This is a genomic window from Paenibacillus gorillae, assembly GCF_000513275.1.
Lineage (GTDB): Bacteria > Bacillota > Bacilli > Paenibacillales > Paenibacillaceae > Pristimantibacillus > Pristimantibacillus gorillae.
In genome coordinates this window covers 147,602-169,329 of record NZ_CBVJ010000067.1, presented here as the reverse complement: position 1 = coordinate 169,329, position 21,728 = coordinate 147,602, and the positions used below count along the sequence as shown (strand labels likewise).

Annotated in this window: 20 protein-coding genes and 1 pseudogene; 17 read left to right on the top strand and 4 right to left on the bottom strand. The window is 44.2% G+C overall.

Annotated features, from left to right (window positions below; all coding sequences use genetic code 11):
• Both TY10_RS31495 and TY10_RS28820 read left to right on the top strand, forming a co-directional pair.
• The coding region (locus TY10_RS31495; protein ID WP_238327553.1) for a hypothetical protein at window positions 1-230 on the top strand (230 nt) is incomplete at its 5' end.
• Window positions 190-3,477: a coiled-coil domain-containing protein gene (locus tag TY10_RS28820; RefSeq protein ID WP_155985816.1), complete on the top strand. Its 3,288-nt coding sequence runs from the start codon at window positions 190-192 to the stop codon at window positions 3,475-3,477. The genes TY10_RS31495 and TY10_RS28820, both read left to right, overlap by 41 nt.
• A gap of 268 nt (window positions 3,478-3,745) precedes the next feature.
• Here the strand turns inward: TY10_RS28820 and TY10_RS11625 are convergent, their stop codons facing one another.
• Window positions 3,746-4,594 carry a LysR family transcriptional regulator gene (locus TY10_RS11625; RefSeq protein WP_042163394.1) on the bottom strand — a complete coding sequence of 283 codons (849 nt, stop codon included), beginning with the start codon at window positions 4,592-4,594 and terminating at the stop codon, window positions 3,746-3,748.
• 204 nt (window positions 4,595-4,798) lie between these two features.
• Between TY10_RS11625 and TY10_RS11620 the strand changes: the two genes are divergently transcribed.
• The 12 genes and pseudogenes from TY10_RS11620 to TY10_RS11565 all read left to right on the top strand — a co-directional run bounded on the left by TY10_RS11620 (window position 4,799) and on the right by TY10_RS11565 (window position 15,215).
• On the top strand, window positions 4,799-5,734 hold the full coding sequence (locus TY10_RS11620) for a DMT family transporter (RefSeq protein ID WP_042163468.1): 936 nt from the start codon (window positions 4,799-4,801) through the stop codon (window positions 5,732-5,734).
• A gap of 14 nt (window positions 5,735-5,748) precedes the next feature.
• Complete coding sequence (locus tag TY10_RS11615; RefSeq protein ID WP_052350502.1) at window positions 5,749-6,645, top strand: polysaccharide deacetylase family protein; 897 nt, start codon at window positions 5,749-5,751, stop codon at window positions 6,643-6,645.
• Between the two features lie 83 nt (window positions 6,646-6,728).
• The gene (locus TY10_RS11610) at window positions 6,729-7,301 is read left to right on the top strand and encodes a YdcF family protein (RefSeq protein ID WP_052350501.1); all 573 of its coding nucleotides are present in this window, start codon (window positions 6,729-6,731) and stop codon (window positions 7,299-7,301) included.
• A 10-nt stretch (window positions 7,302-7,311) separates the two neighbouring features.
• Window positions 7,312-8,124 (top strand): GNAT family N-acetyltransferase, encoded by an 813-nt coding sequence (locus tag TY10_RS28815; RefSeq protein WP_052350500.1) that lies wholly within the window; start codon window positions 7,312-7,314, stop codon window positions 8,122-8,124.
• Window positions 8,125-8,142: 18 nt separating this feature from the next.
• On the top strand, window positions 8,143-8,463 hold the full coding sequence (locus TY10_RS11600; RefSeq protein ID WP_042163392.1) for a hypothetical protein: 321 nt from the start codon (window positions 8,143-8,145) through the stop codon (window positions 8,461-8,463).
• A 132-nt stretch (window positions 8,464-8,595) separates the two neighbouring features.
• Window positions 8,596-9,465, top strand: coding sequence for a YitT family protein (locus TY10_RS11595; protein WP_042163390.1), 870 nt, complete (start codon window positions 8,596-8,598; stop codon window positions 9,463-9,465).
• Window positions 9,466-9,615: 150 nt separating this feature from the next.
• Window positions 9,616-10,863, top strand: a complete 1,248-nt coding sequence (locus TY10_RS11590; RefSeq protein ID WP_042163388.1) for a sensor histidine kinase — start codon at window positions 9,616-9,618, stop codon at window positions 10,861-10,863.
• A gap of 13 nt (window positions 10,864-10,876) precedes the next feature.
• On the top strand, window positions 10,877-11,506 hold the full coding sequence (locus tag TY10_RS11585) for a response regulator (protein WP_042163459.1): 630 nt from the start codon (window positions 10,877-10,879) through the stop codon (window positions 11,504-11,506).
• 153 nt (window positions 11,507-11,659) lie between these two features.
• The gene (gene msrA, locus TY10_RS11580; RefSeq protein ID WP_238327552.1) at window positions 11,660-12,802 is read left to right on the top strand and encodes a peptide-methionine (S)-S-oxide reductase MsrA; all 1,143 of its coding nucleotides are present in this window, start codon (window positions 11,660-11,662) and stop codon (window positions 12,800-12,802) included.
• Window positions 12,803-12,853: 51 nt separating this feature from the next.
• Window positions 12,854-13,315 carry a DinB family protein gene (locus tag TY10_RS11575; protein ID WP_052350499.1) on the top strand — a complete coding sequence of 154 codons (462 nt, stop codon included), beginning with the start codon at window positions 12,854-12,856 and terminating at the stop codon, window positions 13,313-13,315.
• A 17-nt stretch (window positions 13,316-13,332) separates the two neighbouring features.
• Window positions 13,333-14,012 (top strand): annotated as a pseudogene (locus TY10_RS32525) (cache domain-containing protein); the annotation flags it as partial.
• A 123-nt stretch (window positions 14,013-14,135) separates the two neighbouring features.
• Window positions 14,136-15,215 (top strand): methyl-accepting chemotaxis protein, encoded by a 1,080-nt coding sequence (locus TY10_RS11565; protein ID WP_420329399.1) that lies wholly within the window; start codon window positions 14,136-14,138, stop codon window positions 15,213-15,215.
• A 97-nt stretch (window positions 15,216-15,312) separates the two neighbouring features.
• On the opposite strand, the gene TY10_RS11560 is transcribed toward TY10_RS11565, so the two are convergent.
• On the bottom strand, window positions 15,313-15,744 hold the full coding sequence (locus tag TY10_RS11560) for a GNAT family N-acetyltransferase (protein WP_238327551.1): 432 nt from the start codon (window positions 15,742-15,744) through the stop codon (window positions 15,313-15,315).
• 356 nt (window positions 15,745-16,100) lie between these two features.
• Between TY10_RS11560 and TY10_RS11555 the strand changes: the two genes are divergently transcribed.
• Both TY10_RS11555 and TY10_RS11550 read left to right on the top strand, forming a co-directional pair.
• Complete coding sequence (locus TY10_RS11555; protein WP_042163384.1) at window positions 16,101-16,997, top strand: alpha/beta hydrolase; 897 nt, start codon at window positions 16,101-16,103, stop codon at window positions 16,995-16,997.
• 131 nt (window positions 16,998-17,128) lie between these two features.
• Window positions 17,129-18,547 (top strand): helix-turn-helix transcriptional regulator, encoded by a 1,419-nt coding sequence (locus tag TY10_RS11550; protein WP_042163382.1) that lies wholly within the window; start codon window positions 17,129-17,131, stop codon window positions 18,545-18,547.
• 41 nt (window positions 18,548-18,588) lie between these two features.
• Here the strand turns inward: TY10_RS11550 and TY10_RS11545 are convergent, their stop codons facing one another.
• Window positions 18,589-19,569 (bottom strand): ABC transporter substrate-binding protein, encoded by a 981-nt coding sequence (locus tag TY10_RS11545; protein WP_042163380.1) that lies wholly within the window; start codon window positions 19,567-19,569, stop codon window positions 18,589-18,591.
• 109 nt (window positions 19,570-19,678) lie between these two features.
• Window positions 19,679-21,256, bottom strand: coding sequence for an ABC transporter substrate-binding protein (locus tag TY10_RS11540; protein WP_052350497.1), 1,578 nt, complete (start codon window positions 21,254-21,256; stop codon window positions 19,679-19,681).
• Window positions 21,257-21,383: 127 nt separating this feature from the next.
• Here TY10_RS11540 and TY10_RS11535 point away from each other — a divergent pair, with 127 nt between their 5' ends.
• Complete coding sequence (locus TY10_RS11535; protein WP_042163378.1) at window positions 21,384-21,698, top strand: hypothetical protein; 315 nt, start codon at window positions 21,384-21,386, stop codon at window positions 21,696-21,698.
• Window positions 21,699-21,728: the final 30 nt, after the last annotated feature.

Genomic DNA, 21,728 nt, shown 5'->3' with positions numbered 1-21,728 from the left:
GAGAGTCATCCTTGCTAATTGCTGAAGAACAGCAAAAGGCTGGGGCACTAGAGACAGTCCTACAGGAAGTTGAAGAAACGAAAGAACGGCTCGAGAAGCAAGAAAGCTCTGCAGAGAGCTATTATTACTCGCTAAAATATGCCGAGCATCGGGAGAAGCTTCACGAGTCACAAGAACAAATGACTTTTTTTGGAGCAGGAAATAAAAAGGCTCGAACAGTCGCAAGATGAAGAACAATTGCAGGCTGCATGGGAGCTTGTTGGTCGCAAGCTAAAAGCATATTTTGACTCTGAAGAACAACGATATAGCAAGCTTTTACAAGGGGTAGAAGCAGAGTTGATTATATTGTCAGAGCAACATAAAAAGTTGCTTCAAGCTAGATCTGCTGCCGATAAGGACCGTGAAGCGCATCTACTTGAGATTAGTAAAAATGAGATAGAGCAAAAGATGCTGCAAGATCAGCAGCAAGATATAGCGCAACAAATTTTAAGTCAAATAGCATCAGAAACCGTAGAACAGCAAATGCCTGTCTGGAGTGCTGAGCAACAAGAGCAGGAACAGAAGGGCCTAGAACGGGCAAAAGTGCTGCAGGAGCTCAAACAGCGCAAGGATCAGCTTTCACTTGAAAATAAGCAATTATCCGATAATCTCCTCAAGTTAAAGAGGGAGCAAACGGGATTGCAAGTTTGGCAAAATCGTTATGAGCGGAGTCATGACGAGGTGAAGGGAACATTGGCTGGGTTGCAGTCTTCTTGGGAAAGATTACATTCCTTGCATGAGAAGAAGGATACTATTCTTGATAAATTAATAGATGGTTTGGAGCGAAGAAATCGACAGAAGGAACAACTGCTTCATAAGGAAAGAATAGCTTTTCGTTATGTCGATGATTATAAGGATCAAGAGCAGTTTTTTGCGGACCCCGAGGTTGTACAGTTGATTCAGCAGTGGAGTAATCAATTTACTTTGCTAGAAACAGGGGTGCAATATATTGAGGCAGTGGAGGGCAGTCATGATCACGAACTGTTATGGGCGGTAACATTAGTAACTACAGCTCAGGAAAAACCACAGTTAGAGCGTAAATTAGCAGATATGGCTGAACAGCTGCAATTTCCTATTCGGATATTGTCTACGCAGGAGGCCAGGGAGCTTGTACAACTTGATTCAATAGGTGAAGAAAATACGATGGCATCTCATTGCTGGGTAGAGCCTGCTCACTGGCAGTCACTCCATGACTCGGATCATTTCAATGAGTGGAAACAAGAGCTTGTTCTTGAGACAGAAGCAGCTGTGAAGCGCAGAGTGGAGAAGGAAGAGGAGCTTGCCCTTTGGAAGGATGCACAAAAGCAGGTAGATTCGTTTTTTGGAGAATACTCACTTGATTTTATTCATGAGCAGGAGCAAATCATCACATCACTGAGGGAACAGATCAATCTACTAGAGCAAAGAAGTACGCAGGTTGAGCAAGAACTGGGCCATTTGGACCGTGACAAAGATGAGATTTTAGAAGCCAAGCATCTAGCAGAACAACGTCTACAATATCTAAGTTATTTACTGACACAAGGAAATAAGTATATGCAGCTTGGTAAAAGAATGGCTGCGCTTACAGATCAATTGATTTCGATCAAAGAAAAACATAGTCGAGTGGGAAGGTTAATAGAGATAACGGATCAGCGTATAGTAAATTTGGAGCGCGAGAAAAAGCAAAAAGAAGACAATAAAGATGATTTGAAGGGTAAGCTGATCAGTCTTGCAGCACAGGAACTGTATGATAAAGTAAAGGATAATTTGCCCTACCCGTCAGAAGAATCATATATTGTACTTCGTGAAGAATATCGAGAGCTTGAGCTGAAGCGACATCATATTCTGAAGAATAGATCTGATTTGGAAAAAGAGTACGACAATCAACGTAAGTGGTTAGATGAAGCGAAGCGGGAAATGGAGCGTCTTTTAAATGAGCATACGAATGTTGATCGGGAATTGGAGCTTCCATTGCAAGTAGCGTCTAAATTGGATGCAGCATGGAATGAGCTTAAAATGCTCAAGGATAAGAGTCAGCGGGCTCGAAATGAATGGAACCGTAAGGATCGGGAATTAGTTGAGCAAGAGGGAGCAATCCGAAAGCAAATCGAGCAATATGAAAAAGAGTTCCAAAATGAGCGGCCCGAAATATTTTTGGAATCACTTGTTCATGTGCGTAAGCTGCAAGCAGCAGAACAGCACCAGCAAGAGGAAATACGCAAAGAATTGAATCGTTTGATTGCGATTGTAGATCAGAGATTAGTGGAAACGCAGGATGTATTACAGCTGTGGGCTCGCCACGTTCTTGTTCATAAGTTAGATGACCCTTTGTTGGAATGGTCAAGTGATAACTCAGAGCTGATTCAGGAGATAACGTATCAGTTAAAAAGTGGTAGTCACCATGTCATTAATCGGTTGGTTCAACAACAGAATGCCATTAAGAAAGAACAAGAAAGAGTAGATTTGAATCGTCGACGCTTCCGAGAGTTCTGTCAGAGTCAAATACAAGATATTAAGCTGAGGCAGATGGCTGAGCGAGGTGTTGAGGCTAAAGCTAATTATACCGAATTGCAAGAATTTGAATCGATGATGAGCATAAGTATATTGAAAGCCAATCAAATTGCTGAACTAAGAATGCAAAACGAGGATAAGAAGTTGCAACAGTTTATTTCTCATATACAAGCTCACCTGAAATTGATCGCACAAGAGCTGCGAGAGCTTCCTAAGCGAACACGTGTAAGAACAGAAAGTGGCAACAAAGATATTTATACTTTTCAGGTGCCAGATTGGGACGAGCAGGAAGGGAAAGAACGAATTCAGCATCATATGGAGTGGATTATTGGGCAGTTAGAGCATGGCAAATATCGAGATGTTGATGGGAATGAGCAGTCATCCCTCATTCGTAGGGATCTGGATAAATGGCTAGACGCAAAGCAACTGCTGCAAAAAGTATTTCAACAAGGCGCCGCGATTCGAGTCAGTTGTCGTAAAGTAAATAATGATCAGCAAGTCACTGGAGCTTCGTATTCTTGGGAAGAATCTAATCGTTGGTCAGGTGGAGAGAAATGGAGCAAAAACATGACCTTATTTCTCGGTATTTTGAATTATGTAGCTGAGAAAAGGCAACATATTCATAGTCAGATGAAACGGCACCGTGCGGTTATATTGGATAATCCGTTTGGTAAAGCTTCTAGTGATCATGTCCTTAGTCCTGTTTTTTATATTGCTGAACAATTAGGGTTTCAAATGATTGCGTTGACCGCTCATGTGGAAGGTAAATTTCTTCAGGATTATTTCCCTGTTGTATATAGCTGTCGCTTGCGGGGAGCATCTGGTGGAGGAGGTAAACAAATTGTAGATCCGAAGCAGCAGATTCAGCAGGCATATTTTCGAGATCATGCACCTGAGTCGCTAGATAAAATCGGTGGGGAATTAAAGCAGATGGAGTTGTTTTCATAACGCAAGCGGGTAGAGACGAAGGCAGCAAAATGCTGAATTAAGTTATTATAGCGGCAATTCTGTCTTCTTACCTTAACATTTCTTAGACAATCCAAAAATCTTGCTACATGCAAGTTGAAGCCCGACCGTACAAGGTCTGGGCTTTTTTCGTATCTAAATATGGACAGTGTAAGCTGTTATTTTTACGGATATCAAACAGTAACATAGTTGCACGAGAAAAGACATTTTGGTGTATAAATCTTTGTGTTATGGCTTTTTTAGTTCTGTTTTAAACCAGCTGCAATTCTTCTATAAAAGAACGAAGTGTATGGGTCAGATAGGAATCTTTTTTACAGATAAATACGGTCGTGACCTCATTATAAGGTTTCGGTATGCTGTATCCGCTAATCGTTTCGTCATCAATGAGTCGTCGAACGGATGATTTCGGCACAATCGTAACGCCAATTCCGGCTGTTATACTGCCAATAATGGTGTCGAACGAACCGAATTGCATGATCTGCTTTGGAATAATCCCCTCGTCCTTCAGCCAGCTTTCCAATCGTTCCCGATAACCGCAACCCTTGTTAAAGAGCAGCAGCGGTTTCTTTACAATATCATCCATTGAAAAATCCTCATTTTTGGAAACGAGTATAAGCTCTTCTCGGAAAACCTCATAACAATCAATGAGCGGATGCTTTACAGGACCCGTAACAAAAGCGCCGTCTAATTTCATGCTTGTTACGTCTTGGAGCAGCTGTGCGGTCACACCAACCGTCAGCGATAAATCTACTTTAGGATGCTTCTCAAGGTACTTCGATAGAAATCCCGGCAAACTGAAGATCGTTTCGACAATTCCAATGTTAAGAATCCCGGAAGGATCGTCCGTTCCTTGAAAAGCACGTTTGATTTCTTCCATTTTTCCTAATATCTCTTCTACATATTCAAGCAATCGTTTGCCTTCTGCGTTCAATACCATTCCGCGTTTATGGCGATAGAACAGCTCGGTCTGAAGCTCCTTTTCCAGTCGCTTGATTCTCGCCGTTACATTGGACTGGACATAGCTTAATTCAAGTGCAGCTTGACTTACACTGCCAAATTCAGCAACCGCTTTGAAGATTTTTAAGTCGTTGATTTCCATTTTACTTCCCCCGTGTACCATATAGCCTATTAATATAGGATTGAATAAGTATCATTTTAAATGATAGTAAAGGCTATTTTCAATCGTTTTACTAAGCAATATCGATCCCTTATGATTAAAATCACTATTAGAGTTCAGACAGCATGAGGGAGATGAAGAGAAGTGGCAAGCAAGCAAGTTTTATGGGGTTCAGTATTATGCCTGATGGCCAGCGTTTCATGGGGAGCCATGTTCCCGGTTGCACATATTGCACTACATAGCATAGATCCGTTTTATTTTTCGATGATTCGCTATTTGATCGTGACGTTGATTCTCGTATGCATTCTCTGGATGAAAGAAGGAAAATCTGCGTTTCGTTTTGAAAGAAAAGGACGAAAGCTGCTCTTTTATGGGATAATGGCATTTACAGTGTATAATTTTCTGGTATTCTCCGGTCAGAATCTTATAGGGAATTCAGGTACAATTACAGCTTCAATTATGGAAGTGCTTATGCCTTTGATTTCAATCCTCATTCTTTGGTACAGGACAAAGAAAAAACCTGCTAGAGCCACGTTAATCACGATAGGCATCGCTTTAGTTGGTACGTTGCTCGTCATAACGGACGGGAATCTTTCATTTTTTACAATGGCCGCTGGGCATCTTCTTCCTGTATCCCTTATATTTATCGGTGTCGTAGGCTGGGTGCTTTATTCTCTGGGAGGCAGCGAGTTTGAAAAGTGGTCGACGCTGAGATACTCAACTTTAACCTGTTTGCTGGGAACATCTGTTTCTGTGGTTATCGTATTGTTGGCCACCCTATTCGACCTCATTCCTATGCCAGATTGGAACACGTTAGTCTCGGTTAGATACGAGATGTCTTTCATGGTTATTATGCCGGGACTGCTAGCATTATTGAGCTGGAATGCCGGTCTGAGGAAACTGACTCCGGTAAACGGAATTTTATTTATCAGTCTAGTGCCTGTGACAACGTTTGTTATAATGATGTTTCAAGGCTATACGATTAGTATCTATGAATTTTATGGCGCTCTGCTGGTGATCTTCGCTTTGATCCGGAATAATATCCTTCAGCGAAAAACCGGGAAGACGCGCATACAGGCGGGACGACCAAAAGTTATTCAAGAGAATGCGTATGAACGTTAAGGAAGTGTAGCAAAATGGATTTCCAATATTCCTATCAAAAATCAAGTGAAGAGTTTACGCCGAACAATAACAAACAACCGCGGAAAAAAAAGATAAATTACCGAAAAATGATCATAATTATGGTTGCTTTAGCACTCCTAATCTTTGGGACGGTTTATGTGTCAGTTGACCTGATGACGACGTGGAAAAAGCATGGCCTAAATACAGATATGCCTATTCACGAATCAGCACAAAATCAACCCCATATAGATGTATCGCCAACACCAACACCAAAAGCGGATGAAAATCAGGCAGCGCCGCTTAAGGTGGTATACCTCACCTTTGATGATGGTCCAAGCAAATATACGAATGAGATTCTGGACATTTTAAAGCAGCACGGGGCAAAAGCAACCTTTTTCATGATTGGCTCTCACTTAAATCGGCACAAAGACGAGGTTAAGCGCATCGTTGAGGAGGGGAGTTATCCTGGACTTCACAGTATGTCGCATGATGTTAATAAATTGTATAAAAGCGGAGGTTCGTCCCACTTTATTGAGGAGTTCAAACGGGAACAAGAGCTGATGAAAGACATCGTCGGTTTTGCTCCAGATCTGATTCGTGCACCCTATGGAAGCTACCCGCATGTGGACGAAGAGTTTCGCGGGGATATTGCTGAAGCCGGCTTTCGAATGTGGGACTGGACAGTAGACTCATTGGATTGGAACTTGCCGGGAAAACCGGATACGATAGCGGAGCAGGTTAGTCATAGCATTCATCGGGATCTGGAAGTCATTTTACTGCATGAGCGGGAGCAGACAGTGGAAGCACTGCCGAAAATATTGGACATTCTCCATGATTGCGGCTACGAGTTTAAAGCATATGATTCCAATGAACATGTCATAGCAAATTTTAGCGGTGATTCACGATTATAGTATTACATGAAGGTTGACACGCCCAAGTGTGGTAATATTTAGGGAGGGATTTAGATCATAAATGAGAGAATGCAGGTGAGAGATTGAAATCAGTTTTCGTTAGACGATTTTTAATAGCAGCAGCTATCCTGTTTATCTGGTTTATCATTCACACGACTGTCGTGATCATAGACGGGTTGAATGATGAATTGAAGCCTGTTGACGCAGCTGTCGTACTAGGAAATAAAGTAGAGACGAATGGACAGCCTGCTGACCGGTTAAAAGCAAGATTAGACAGGTCCGTAGAGCTTTATAAAGAGAACTATTATCGTTTTATCATTGTGAGCGGCGGTATTGGCAAGGAAGGCTTCGATGAGGCCGAGGTAATGAAAGCTTACTTAGTAGATAAAGGAATACCGGAAGATAACATTATCGAGGATAATAACGGGTATAACTCCTATATGACCGCTCAAAATACAAGCAAGATTATGAAAGATTTAAATTTAAACTCCGTTATGATTATTACGCAATATTTTCATATATCGAGGACCAAGTTAGCTTTTAGCAAAATGGATATTAAAGACGTGTATTCAGCCCATGCTAAAATCTTTGATTTTAGAGATATTTACTCCATCATACGAGAATTCCCAGCCTACTATAAATATCTCCTCAAATAAGGAGGAAGAGATGATTAAAGCAGATGGTTTGCATGAGGTTATTCATTATAAGAAGATAACAAGCGATCATTGCCCTAGTTTCTCAGGAATAGCTGCTGGTGAATGTAAAGGAGAATTATGGGTTGATAATTTGGAAAATGCTAATATTGCAATTGCGAAATCCTATGCAGTTGGAGGCTTTGCGTTTTTAGGAGAAATTACATCCGAGGAACAATACAAAGCTGTTGAAGTATTTCTCCATGAAGAGCTGTTCGCATGGTTGGAATCGAAAGGGATTAACTACTTTGAATTTTCCATTGAAAGTGATCAGTTAGGTATATTGAAGATGTTTGAGAACAGAGAAATACGTGCAGAAAAAGAATTCAGCTTTAGAAAAAACAGCGAAATTCCCGAATTGCTTAGTCTGTCAGCGGGATATACGATACATCAAGTAGATAATAAGTTGTGGAATTTAATAAATGAAGGAAGTATTGAAAATGGAGCATTTGTCACGAAGAGGATACTGGGATCATGGGAAAGCTTTGATGATTTTCTTGAGAAAAGCTTAGCTTATTGCATTACATATTCGAATAGAATTGTTGCGGTCATTGCAGGAACTGCAAGATTTAATGATGTTATTGCGATCGATATAGAGACAGAGGAAGCACACAGGAATAGAGGCTTGGCACTAATAATGACTGCGAAGTTTGTGAACGAATGTATTAGCAGAGGGATGACGGCGCAGTGGGATTGTGTGGAGTCGAATCCTGCATCCAGAAAACTGGCGGAAAAAGCAGGCTTCACATTCGTAAGAGAAAATGAAGTGTACTGGTTTGATCTATAAAGATCTGGAGGCAGGACAGTGAACCTCATTATCATCATATTTTCATTAATCGTTTCAACGGCTTTATCTGTCTTCATAATGAGGAATAGAAAAAGCAAATGGTTAGGTATGCTCTCGACTTTTGTTATTAATATGATTATGTTGGGGGGAGCATACGGGCTCTTTTACAACTTTGATGAGGAATTCAGATTGTTTGGAACGGATACGCATGCCCGCTATATATTAGTCATGTGCATCCCCGTCATGACTTGGATAAATTTTATGATCATCTCCGTTGTTAGAAATAGAGATATAAAAGCAGAGGCTTCCCATCAAAAGGCCGCCGCCCGCCTCAAGTAGCTTTTATTTTTTAACCAAGCAGGCGTCATCTCAACCGTGTCAGGCATGGGAGAGATGACGTTTTTTTGCCAATTCGTTGCAAAAAATTATATACTGTATACTATCTAATTTGAAGTCAGGAGAGAAAACGGCATGAACAGCAAAAAACAAACCTCACCGGCAGTAAAAGTCATTTCAAAAGTACTGTTGGTTATGATCGGAGCCATTATCACGGCATACGGTCTCGAAGCGATATTAATACCGAACAACGTCTCGGACGGCGGCGTGACAGGTATTAGTATCGTCGGCTCACAAATGTTCGGATTACCATTAGGGATGCTTATTGGAATCATCAACATTCCTTTTGTATGGTTAGGTTATAAGCAGATTGGTAAAAGCTTTGCGATTTATTCCGTTATCGGTATTGCCTCGCTGGCAGTCAGCACTACGCTTATGCATCATGTTCCTACAATTATTGAAGGGGATACCCTGTTAGTTACCGTTGTTGGCGGGATTATTATCGGTTTCGGGATGGGACTAGCCTTGCGTAATGGCGGAGCATTAGATGGTATCGACATGTTGGCGGTACTGCTGTCACGCAAATTGCCTTTTGGCACCAGTGACCTGATCCTGTTCTTGAATATGTTTGTCTTTATTATTGTTTCGACCGTATTTGGCCTGCAAGGAGCGATCCTCTCGGCACTTGCTTACTTTATTGCTTCTAAAGTTATACATATTGTGGAAGAAGGCTTGAGCGGCTCGAAAACGTTTAAGATCATTACGAAACAGCCAGATATTATTATCGAGACGATTCGGGATCGCTTAGGCCGCGGGGCGACGTATACCGATGTTTACGGAGGCTACTCGAATGAGCCGTTTAAAGAAATCACTTGTGTCATTAACCGGATGGAAGAAAGCAAAATTAAAGAAATTATACAGCAAATAGATCCTAATGCCTTTATCATCGTATATGATGTAGCTGAGGTTAAGGGCGGTACCTTTAAGAAGAAGGATATTCATTAGTTAAATAGAAGCGGGTTATGAGGAAGATGGGCATAGCTTGCTGAAAATGTGGAAAGCCGCTGAATTAGCGGCTTTTCTTGTTATTAGGCCTGCCAGTTATATGATATAATCGCATGACAATAACACCGCGAAGAAGGGAAGGGAAAGCCAATGCTTCAAGATGAGAAATTTATTAAAGGCGGGCCTCTGTCCTGGAAGCTCTTTTTCGGGTTGAAGCTCATACTTGGCTTGCTAGTCTCCGGCATTTTTTATTTTGAGACGTCAATTGAGGCCTTTTGGCGGTTCAGCTTCCTTGTATTTTCGGTTGTGGTGTTTCTGCTCGTCAATCTGTTCTATTCCAATGCAGAGAAGCGGAAAAAATGGCTGTTTCATCTGCTCATTCTAGATTTTCTCGTATCCGCTGCTTATGGCTACATCTTCATTGGGGGACATTTTCCAAATCAGCTGTTCGTGGGCATTACGGCATTGGCGATTCTTATGTTTTTAAACAATTTTCGAATGCTTATCCTTACTTGCCTATTTTTGCTGATCCTCTATCTGGTGACGATGGGCAGTGTCGATTGGTATTTATATAAGCAATTTGATAGTATGAGCTACTTCATTACCTGCTCATTCATTATATTTGCAGGCATTGTCAGCTCCCTAATCCATTTCTATCAGAAGGCGCGCAAGGATACGCTGAAGTTATACGAGCAGCTGATGGAGTCTCATGAGCGTCTTCAGGAGTATGCCGTTAAGGCGGAAGAATGGGCAGCCAGCAGAGAGCGTGTACGAATTGCCCGCGATATTCATGATACGGTTGGCCATAAGCTGACCAGCCTGATTGTACAAATGCAGGCCGCCCGCAAGCTGAGTCAGGTGGATGCGGGGCGCAGCGAAAGTGTCTATCTGGAATGTGAGGACTTGGTTCGTTCTGCGCTTCAGGAGGTCCGCCTTACAGTCCGGACGATCAGGGACGAGCCGGTTCAGCCGATGTTTCTCCATGAAAGTCTGGACAAGCTGTCGGAAGAGTTCACGAAGTTTACGCAGGTTGTGACTCGCTTTGAGATTGAAGGGAGTATAGTGCCGCTGCCGGGTGAGCTGCAGCTTACAGCATACCGCATCGTACAGGAATCGCTCACGAATGCTAAGAAGCACGCAGATGCAGAGCATGCCCTTATCCGGATTGTCTATTCGGAGGGCGGTTTCTCGCTTCGTATCTCCAATGACGGCAGCGTGCCGGATGAAGTGAAGCCAGGCTTTGGATTGTTGAATCTGCAAGAGCGAGTAACGGAATGGAATGGCCAGGTGTCCTTCGGGAAGGTTGACCGGATGCAGTTTGCAGTGCAAGCCGAATTTCCATATCCATATCCACATACAGAAACGGAGGTGCCGCTACTTGAGAATTCTGGTAGTTGATGATCAGCGACTTATGCGGGAGGGTCTTGCGACCATCCTTAATCTAGAACCTGATATGGAAGTGGTGGGGACAGCTATCGACGGCCGGGATGCGTATGCTAAAGTAACCGAATTGCAGCCGGATGTCGTATTAATGGATATTCGTATGCCAGGCATGGACGGGGTGGAAGGCGCTGAGCTAATTCTAAGGCACTTCCCGGAGATGAAAGTATTGATTCTGACCACATTTGATGATGCAGAACTGATTTTGAGGGTATTAGAGAAGGGTGTTCACGGCTATTTGCTGAAGGACATGCCCTCCGAGGCTATCGTCAGTGCCATCCAAACAGTATACAATGGGGGAACGGTTCTTCAGCCGGAGATTACCGCCATGCTGCTTAAGGAATTGAAGAAAATGCCTGCTGTTCCGTCTGTACCGGAACTCCTGTTGAATGAGAATGATGAAGAGCTGCTAGGAAGTCTGACGGACCGGGAGAAGGAAATTTTGGCTTTATTGGGACAAGGGCTGAATAATAAGGAAATAGCTGACCGCCTGTTTATTTCCGAAGGGACAGTTAAAAACCACGTATCCAGCCTCATGTCCAAGCTTGGGCTGCGAGACCGGACGCAAGCGGCTGTGTTTTCTGTCCGTCATTATAAGTAATTCAATCGCATGACTTTTGGCAGGGGGATGAAAATCTTCCTGTCTGTTCGCTAAAAATGCATACATAAATCATGACAACCCGCACATTTGCTGCGGGTTTTTTGTTGTTAAAATTCAGATTAAGAAAGGCGAGATCCTATGGAGGTGGCGGAAATGAAGTTTAAAAAATACCGATATTTCGTATTGCCGGTTGCTCTAGCTGTCGTCATGGCCTATTACTTCTACAATGGGCCTAACCAGTCCACATTGATGATGGAGGGACACCCAGCCGTGAATGTAGCTCATGCCGGTTCTGCAACAAAATATGAAACCGCCGTTTTTGCAGGAGGCTGCTTCTGGCAGTTTGAGCCGTACTTTGAGGATCTTACAGGCGTTCTCAGTGTTTCAACTGGTTATACAGGAGGTCATACCGAGAATCCGACTTATAACGAAGTATCCTCAGGAGGAACTGGACATCTTGAATCGCTGGAAGTTCGTTATAATCCAAGCCAGATTTCATATGACAAGCTGCTGCAGGTATTCTGGCACAGCATTGACCCGACAACGGCAGACGGCCAGTTCGACAACCGCGGCCCGCAATATCATACGGCTGTGTTCTACAACAGCCAGGAGCAAAAAAATGCCGCTGAAGCTTCCAGAAATGCACTAGCAGAATCCGGAAAATTCGACAAGCCCATTGTGACCGAGATTACGGCTGCAACTGAATTTTACATGGCAGAGGAAGAGCATCAGGACTATTACAAAAAAAATAAGTTTCTCTATAAGCTTAACCAGTATATGTCGGGGAGGGATTCCTTTTTGAACCGTACTTGGGGATCAGATAAAACAGAAGAGGCTGCTAATCAAGCGGAGGCTATGAAGGACTTCAATAAGGCGGAACGGCTGAAAGCATTGACCACGCTTCAATATAACGTAACCCAGAATGATGCCGATGAGCGTCCATTCGAGAATGAATATTGGGATAACCAGCAAGAAGGTATCTACGTGGATATTGTTTCTGGTGAGGCGCTCTTCAGCTCCAAAGACAAATTTGATGCCGGAACAGGCTGGCCGAGCTTCACACAGCCGTTAGACAAGGACCATGTTGTGCTGAAAGAAAAAGGTGGCTTTTTCTCAAAGACTACCCAGGTAAGAAGCCGGGATGCCGATTCTTTCTTGGGTGATCTGTTCCATGATGGCCCTAAGCCAACGGGGCTTCGCTATTGCATCAATTCTGCATCGTTGAAGTTCATTCCGAAGGATGAGCTGAAGGATAAAGGCTACGGCGATTATGTTGCGCAGTTCGAAGAACAGTAATTCTAGCAGGATGCGGAAAATTAGGTTGACCAATATGAGGAGGTATGAACGATGAGAAACGATTTTATTTTCGACATTTTGAAGAGCCGTCACAATCAATTGATAGAGCTGGTTGCACTGTGTCTGGAGGACAAGCGTAATATTGTGCCGGAAGGCTTCAAGAACAGCATTCATTGGCACATTGGACATGTGCTTACGGTGACAGAATTCCACGTATTTGGCCTTTCGGAATTTGAATGGAATCAGAAGCTTCCTGCAAGCTACCAACACTTCTTCGCTTATGGAACGAAGCCTGCAGACTGGCAAAGCGAACCGCCCGCATGGGATCTGCTGATCGATCAATTAAGGAAGCAGCCGGACGAAATTAGGGAATTGCTTAAGACTAAGCTGGACGTGCCGGTAAAAGAAAACTTCTTGAACGCTGAGACGTACGGAGAGCTGATTGTCTCCACGGTGCTGCATGCGGCCGATCATATCGGCTTTGTCTCCGCCATGCTGAAGGCATTGAAATAATTTAATGATTCTGATCCATGACAGCAGTTCAAAGGGGACTTTGGACTGCTGTTAATGGGTTTACAGCTATATCCGGCGTATACACGAGATATGCTGCATTATACGGGATTTATTTTAACGGGGGGATCATCATGAAAGGAAAGACAGAGGGGAACAGAAGACAATGGCGGTTCACGATCCGGAATAAATTGCTGGTTACCTCGCTCGCAATTCTGATCATTCCGGCATTGCTGGTAGGAAGCATGAGCATCTGGGTGTCAGCGCGAGAAGGTGATCGGCAGACGGAGACCAATCTTCGGAACACGGTTCAAATGGCTTCGGAGCTGATTGTTTCGTTCGAGGATGCGGTTAAGAAAGGCTCTATAAGCAAGGAAGAGGCGCAGGAGAGGATGAAGAAGCTGCTTCTTGGGCCTAAGCAGGGGGATGGCACACGGACCATCAATACAAATATAGATATTGGCGAGCATGGGTATTTTTTGTTCTAAACGATCAGGGTGATCTGGTAGCTCATCCGTCACAGGAAGGGGAGCATTTCTGGGACAAGCAGACGAGTGACGGCTTTTATCATATCCGGGATATGCTCCAGAAAGGGCAGCAGCCGGGCGGCGGTGTTACTGTGTATAGATGGCCTCTGCCAGATTCGAAAGCAGACGCTATGAAAATTGCCTATTCGCTAAGGAACAAGGAATGGGGATGGACGATTGTTGCCGGCTCTTACATTAAGGACTATAACGCGGGACAACAGCGAATTGTTCAAGGAATTGTATATACGCTGCTGGGATGCATTGCGGCCGGCGGGATTATTGTTATCCTGTTCGCGATGCGTCTTACCCGGCCGCTCGTCCAATTGACACAGCAGGCCAGACAGGTGGCTGCAGGCGATTTGTCACAACGAGTGATTGCCATACAAAGCCGAGATGAAATTGGCGACCTGTACGACTCCTTCCACGCCATGCATAACGGGTTAAGGGGTCTGTCGCAGGGGCTGCTCTCTCATGCGGATGCACTCTCTTCAGCCTCCCGTGATTTGTCCGTCACCTTCGAGGAGACAACAGCAGCGACAGACCAAATTTCCGTATCCGCGCAAGAAGTGGCTTTAAGCAATCATATGCAAAAAGGAAGCCTGCAAGAGAGCACCCATGCGATGGAGGAGCTGTCAGTCAGTGCGCATCGAATTGCATCAACCTCATCGACTGCTCTTGAGGCTTCACAGGTTACTTTAACTCACGCCGAACATGGAAACGGGCTGATCTCACAGTCAGCGGAGCAAATGGTTGCCGTATCTGCAACAGTGGGTGACCTCGCGCTAATTGTCAATCAGTTGAACGAGCGGTCGCATCAGATTGGCGAGATTATTGATGCAATGACGGCTATTTCGTCACAAACCAATCTGCTGGCGCTTAATGCAGCGATCGAGGCTGCACGGGCTGGCGAGGAGGGCAAAGGCTTTGCCGTTGTTGCGGATGAGATCCGAAAGCTGGCGGAGCGTTCCAGAATATCTGCAATGGAGGTCACCGCGCTGATACAGGCCATTCTAGCCGACATTAATAAAGCTGCCATTGCAATGGATCAAGGCGAGCAGGAGGTGCAGGCTGGCGTTGATTCCATCCGGCATTCGGGGGAGGCGTTCCAGCGTATTCTGATCGCAACACGCAGCGCCGTTTATCATGTAAAAGAAACCTCCGCTGCGGCTGAACAGATTTCCGCAAGCTCCCAAGAGTTCAATGCTTCTCTGCAGGAAATCGATCATATGTCGGTTCGGTCCAATGATCTGGCGCAGAGTATTTCTGTCGCTACGGCCGAACAGCTTGCTTCCATGGAAGAGATCGCCTCGTCGGCGGACTCTGTGAGCCGGATATCGGAAGAGATGCTTCTGCTCGTGAAGCGATTTAAGCTATAGCTCCTGTATAACAAAAGTGAACTGCCTGCCGAATAACTAAATCCAAGGGCTATTCATCTATAAATGCTTTTCATAAAATACCATTGTCATTTTGTCGTTAATTACTTTCGTTGCACCCGATTTTTTTATAGCCTATCTTTTCATACAAATAACAGTTTCCTTTCTCTTGTAAGATGGTGCCTAATTTCCATGACTTTGCATCATCATATATCTGCTCAACCATTGTAAAGACTTTTTGAGCAATTCCTTTTCCTTGGTGTTCTGGCAGTATAAAAATTGGACTAACACTATAAATTTGATTATCTTTTTTCACGACTCTAATTCCGCCAACAGCAACCTCAAGATGATGAATTATGAAATAATCTGTAAAAGATTGATTGATTTGAGTAATAATTCGTTCTAAGGTTTCATTGGCCGGGCTTGTTTCAAAATCCTGATATTTTTCCAACAAGGGCATAAACGCTGTGATTTTCATTTCATGAATAGTCACCGCATCGTTAAAATCTGCTTTATATAATGAAACCTCCATTTACATAAATACCTCCTATTTGAGACAGGTCTAAGTTAGGTGTTAGTTGCATTTAGAGCAAATAAATAAGAAGAATTAACATATTTTTCTTATTCGACGTAGTATTCTCATATTCCTTGCTGTCTCAAAGGACAAGCCATGAAAGTGTGTTCAAATGGCTTGTCCTTTTTTTGTTGCTAAACATGAGTTGAAATCAGAAAGTTTTAAAATTAAGTGTAAAATCCTGAAACAACTTTTTTATATATGCAAATATGCCAATAATCCTTTATGTATCTATATATAACCGGGATATTAACTTTTATAATAAAGGTGTAGGAAGTAAGCATCTAGAGACCACATTAGGGAGGAATGTTTTTATGAAGGATTCATTGCGTCAAGCTCACCGTTTGTTTAAAGAAAATTTGCCAAGCAATCCGGCATCTATTGAAGAATTGAGGGCAGGTGTAGAAGCGATGTTTGGCCTGCTTCTTGTACCGAGTGATTTGGTTACAGAGAAGGTAGATATAGATGGAATGGAAGCGGAGTGGCAAATACTTCCCGAGTCCAGAGATGACCGCGTGCTTCTATACTTTCACGGCGGAGGATTTATGTACGGGAGTATCGCGTCCTATACGATCGAATCCAGTGAAATGGGAAGAGCAGCGAAAGCACGCGTGTTGTCTGTAAATTACCGTCTGGCCCCGGAGCATCCGTTTCCTGCTCCGATTGAAGATGCGTTGAAGGCTTATGACTGGCTGCTGGATCAAGGGTATCAGCCTCGTAATATAATCATTGGCGGCGTATCGGCAGGAGGTAATTTAACGGCAGCTTTATTGATGAAAATCAGGGATACCAAGACGCCTATGCCAGCGGGAGGGGTCATGGTTTCGCCATGGATTGACTTGGGGCAAACAGGTGATACCTATATGACCAAAGAGGGTGTCGACCCCGTCGTTACCAAAGAAGCCCTCGTACAGTTGGCCGATAATTATTTAAACGGTGTTTCACCTAATGTCCCTTATGCGTCGCCGATTTATGGCGATTTGAGAGGCCTGCCGCCTCTGTATGTAATGGTGGGCGAGTCAGAAATTATGCTGAGAGAAGCTCTGACGTTTGTGACTCAGGCTGCACTGGCAGGCGTTGATATCAGCTTCAGATCTTGGCCATCCATGTTCCATAACTGGCTCAGCTTTCATTCCACCCTGGAGGAAGCGAAAGAGGGAGTAATCAGTACCGGAAACTTCATGAATGAATTGTATGAGAAAAACCAGTAATCGATTTGAAAAAACGCAACCTCATCAGGTTGCGTTTTTTCTGATGCGTTTAATCTATCAGCTCTGATCTCCGAAGCAGTCTCTGTACGATCGCGGCAGCCTGTACAAGCTATGCGGAGCGGTTCGGCATTGTGGACGAAGCGACACTGCGCAGACTATATGCCTTCACGCTTGGCCATCCGCTGACTCTGTCGCTTACGGTCGGTCTGTCACTAGAGGAACTATTCGTAGAGAAAAACGACGATCAGCGGGAGGATTTGTTCCGGGAATTAACTTATCGGTGGTTGCGTGAGGTTCCGGACGAATCTCTTCGAGAATTAGTAGAAGCGGCATCACTCGTCCGGAACTTCAATCAAGAATTGCTGGAGTCGATGCTTGGCGAATCTGTTTCCAGAGCCAGCTTCAGCAGGTTGACTGATCTCTCTTTCATCCGGCCCGGAAGGGGAGGCTATCGCATTCATGCGCTGCTGCGAACGTCTCTCTCCAAAGAAATTCGCGTTCGTACACCCCAACGATTCAAGCAGCTTCGGAATCGCAGCATTGCTTACTATCACCGGGAAATCGTCACTCCGTCCCCGGAAGGGAATATAACGGATACGATAGCGAATTTGATTTTTGGACTTGAGGATTCTGTTCTTCTCTCGACCTTCTTGGAGGATACACCTAACGGAGAATACGAATACGAGTCGGTGCATGCAGACAATCTTCACCTTGCCGAGCAGCATATTCAAGAGGTTATGCAAGCCGAAGCGGATTACGAAAGAAGCTATTTCAATCCCCAAACCGGGCAACTGCATCAAATGGACATCCCTGCTCAGCACGATCGTATCGCTTTCGGCAACCTTGAGCTTGCCAAGCTCATTACGTTCGGTCCGGATGCGGTCAGAATAATCAAGAATCGCGAAGGAGCAACGATCGGACTGGCCATTTTTATTCCCATTCACCGTCATTCTTTGTCTTATTTGCAGATCCAGCCCGTGTCCAGACATTATTTTAATACGCTAAACTCTGAGCAGTTGAAAGATTACCGTACTTCCCCCGATCAGCCAGCAGGAAGGTTTATTTATCACGTTGACCTGAGAAAGGATGATAGCATAGCTGCTCGCGCTGCTTTAATGCGCCTCTTAATTTCCCTTCTTTTGAAACCAGGGATGCTGGTATTCTCAAGCCCGCTGCCTTATCACCAAGAAATAACCAAGCGGATGGGCTTCAATCAAGTGGAGGGAGCCACGCATTATGAATTTGGTGAGCATATTCCTTCCCCTACCTTCATGCTGGACATTCGTGGAGAGAGGCAGAGGGCATACTTCGACCGCTGGGTCCAGAGCGCAGGCTTATCTCTAACTCCGCAGTTGCCGGACAATCTATTCGGCTTCACGGTCAAAGAGCGCGAGGTGGCTCAGCTTGTATTGTCTATCGATTCTATCGCTGAAATCGCGAATAAATTGAACGTTACTCAAGCCGCAATCAAGAAGCATCTCGCCCGGATCTATAAGAAAGCCGGTGTTGAGAGGAAAAGCCAGTTGCTAAAGAAGCTGATGGAGCTCTAGCTCCACCAGCTTCTTTAGTCTGTTTTATTCTTTTTGCATCATTATTGTTTCTGCGAAAGCCATGCCGCAAGCTCCTCTGTCTGCGAGAGCACAGCAATGGGGTCATAGTACCAGGAGCGCTCTTCCTTCCACACATACAGACGATCATTTTTGACGGCGTCCAACGTATTCCAGAGCGGATCTTTCTTATAATCTTCAAGCGTCCGTGAGTTGGAAGTCAGAATGATGTAATCGCCGGCGTATTGCGGCAGCATTTCTTTGGACAGCTCCACATATTGCTTTTCCATAATTTCAGCTGCGACGCTAGAGGGAGGCTTGCGTCCAAGCGCCTGATAAATCGGCTGACCGCCCCGGCCAAAATTATCTCCATAGACATAGACAGCCTTCTCTACATCCTCAAAAATCGTAAAAGTAGCTTCAGGCGGAATGGCTTGATCGATTTGCTCTTTCGCTTTAGCTAGTCTTTCCTCAAAGGCTGTCAGCCAAGCTTCAGCCTCTTGCTCCCTGCCAAGCAGCTTGCCGAAGTAGGTCAACTCTTCTCGGGCGTTTTTCAACTCGCCGTAGGGAACAGAGATAGTAGGAGCTGCTTTCGACAGATTGTCATATTTGGCGGGGTCATTCTCCGCTGTGATGATCAGATCCGGCTGCAGTGCAAGAATCTTTTCTAGTGAAACGTTGCCATAGTCGCCGATATCTTCAACACCTTTAAGCGCTTCGGCAAAATAGATGTTTTTCAGATGCAGGCCAGGCGTACCGACAGGGGTAACCCCAAGCGCAATTAAAGAACCTAGATAGTCATCGGTTACGATGCGCATCGGCTTGACCGGGATTTCAATGTCGCCCTTTTTTGTAGATACGATTTTGGTAGTTGAAGCTGTCGATTCATCTGGAGAAGAATCTGCTGTCGCTGCAGCAGCCGGCGGATCAACCTCTGAATGATTGTTCCCGCAAGCGGCCAGAAGCAGCACGAGCAAGAGTAAGGCAAGCCCCAAGCCGGTAAAATTCCATTTGTTTTGTTTCATCTACTTAATTCCCCTCAATCCCTAATAATGATAATCATCCTCACTTGATAACTTTAATCTTCTATGCTTCCATTCGCCATGTCACAAAATGATATGGCAGGATGGCATTTTATGATGTAAAGTTGGCCATTAATAGCTCTAGCTGTTGCAGGGTGGATTGAGGGTCAAATCCATAGAAGAGATCGGCATGCTTCAGAATGACGACCCGCTGCTGCTTAACGGCCTCCATTGCAAGCCAGTCTGGTGAACGAAATAAATGTTCGGTCTGCGGAGAATGGGGCAGATCCAAGAGAACGATATAATCTGCGGGGTAATGACATATCTGATCCAGAGTTGCTTGAATGTATCCGGTTGAATATATTCCTTCTTGGATTAATTGGTCGGGAATATCAAAACCAAGATCATCATACAGTACATGACCGCCCCGGCCATAACGATTGCCAAACGCATAGGCTATATTCTCTTGGATTTCCCATATAATAAGGCTTCCGCGACCGCCCAACACCTCATCCAGTTGAGTATTGGCAAGCTTAACTTCGAGGTTATACTGCTCAAGCAGATACTCTGCGTGCTGCTGCTTCCCGGCTATTTCAGCAATTTGACGAAACTGTTCACGCCAGTCTAGTCTCATAAACGGTATGGCAACTACGGGCGCAATGCTTTTTAATGTCATATCTTCAGACAACTTCTCGAAGCCAATGACGACGTCCGGCATTAAAGTCTGTACCTGCTCGTAACTATTCCCATCCCAATTCAGCTCATGATCCTGATCGTTTGGAGCACTTGGATATTGCGCTTGCAAATAGGTGGAGTAGGCGCCCAAAACCGGCTGGGTTTGTAAGGTAAGCAGCATCGCGGTATAGTTGTAGTTTGTCGACAGAATGCGTTTTGGCTTGCGAAGGAATGTAGTGGGGGATATGCCTACTACTTGCTTAAATTTGCGGCTCAAGTAATAGCCGTCCTTGTAACCAACCTTCTGAGCCAGATCATGCAAGTTACTGGAATTGCCGGTTAAAAGCTGTTGCTGTACATCCCTAATGCGCAGTGTGTTCATATAAGAGCTGAAGGTGCTGCCAATCTGCTTATGAAAAGTCCGGGAGAAATGCTCCGGGCTAATGCTCCCCAGGGCTGCAAGCTGCTCTCGTGTAAGCTCTTCCCGATAATGCATATGGATATGGCTTAGCACGCTTTGCAGCCAGTCACTTCCTTGGTATACCGCTTCTTCCAATTCAAGCTGTACCTGCTCGATAAGCTCAAGAAAAAGCCGCTGAGCCTGGTAAGGGTGCTGGGATCTCAATTGCCAAGCCGTATACAACTCGATAGCCAGCATAGCTGCACGATAAGAGCATGAAAGGGGTGACCTGCTGCATGGCAGCGGCCTTGGAGCAGAATGATTCAATGTCGTATAGTTGTATTCAATGAGGAATGCCTGTTGAACGTGCTTCTCTATTAATTGAAGGCGTGAGCCCCTTTCACATAACAACACCGAACGGCCTTTCAAAGACTGCTCAAACCCATTCACAACAAGTCGTATGCTGCCATCCATAATGACTAGTAAAAAAGGATATTCACTGGATGTCTCATGACCTTCAATAGAAAGGGCATTTTGTAAACGATGAACTTCAACAGGAAAATAATACGTATAGTCAGGCATCCCAGCTAGCTGTATGCTGTTGTTATTATACATGAGGATACCTCTTTTTTTGAATTTATTGATAATTATTCTCACTGAGAATTATAGTCGATGCTTGATCTATATTCAAGATTAATTAGGCAGGTCAGTGATGAAGTCACCATGAGGGAGAGGAGCCGCGATGTTAAAGCATACTTGGATATGCTCTCTAAACAAAAGATTTTTTAATAAAAAGGTACTTGTAAAACTAAATAAGGGCGTATATAATGATCACAAGATGAAAGCGGTTTATATGTTAGCGTTTGCAACAAATATGGAACCGATACCAGATAAACATGAGAATGATGGATCTGGCGACGATTTTGTAAAGTTTGAATCCAATATGGAATCGATACCAGATTTAACACCTAATCATTTATGGAACCGATACCATATCAATAGCAACAAATATGGTATCGGTTCCAGATGGCTTGGGAAAGAAATATTGAATGACTGAAGGAGGTGATGCAAAAGATAAATAAATGAA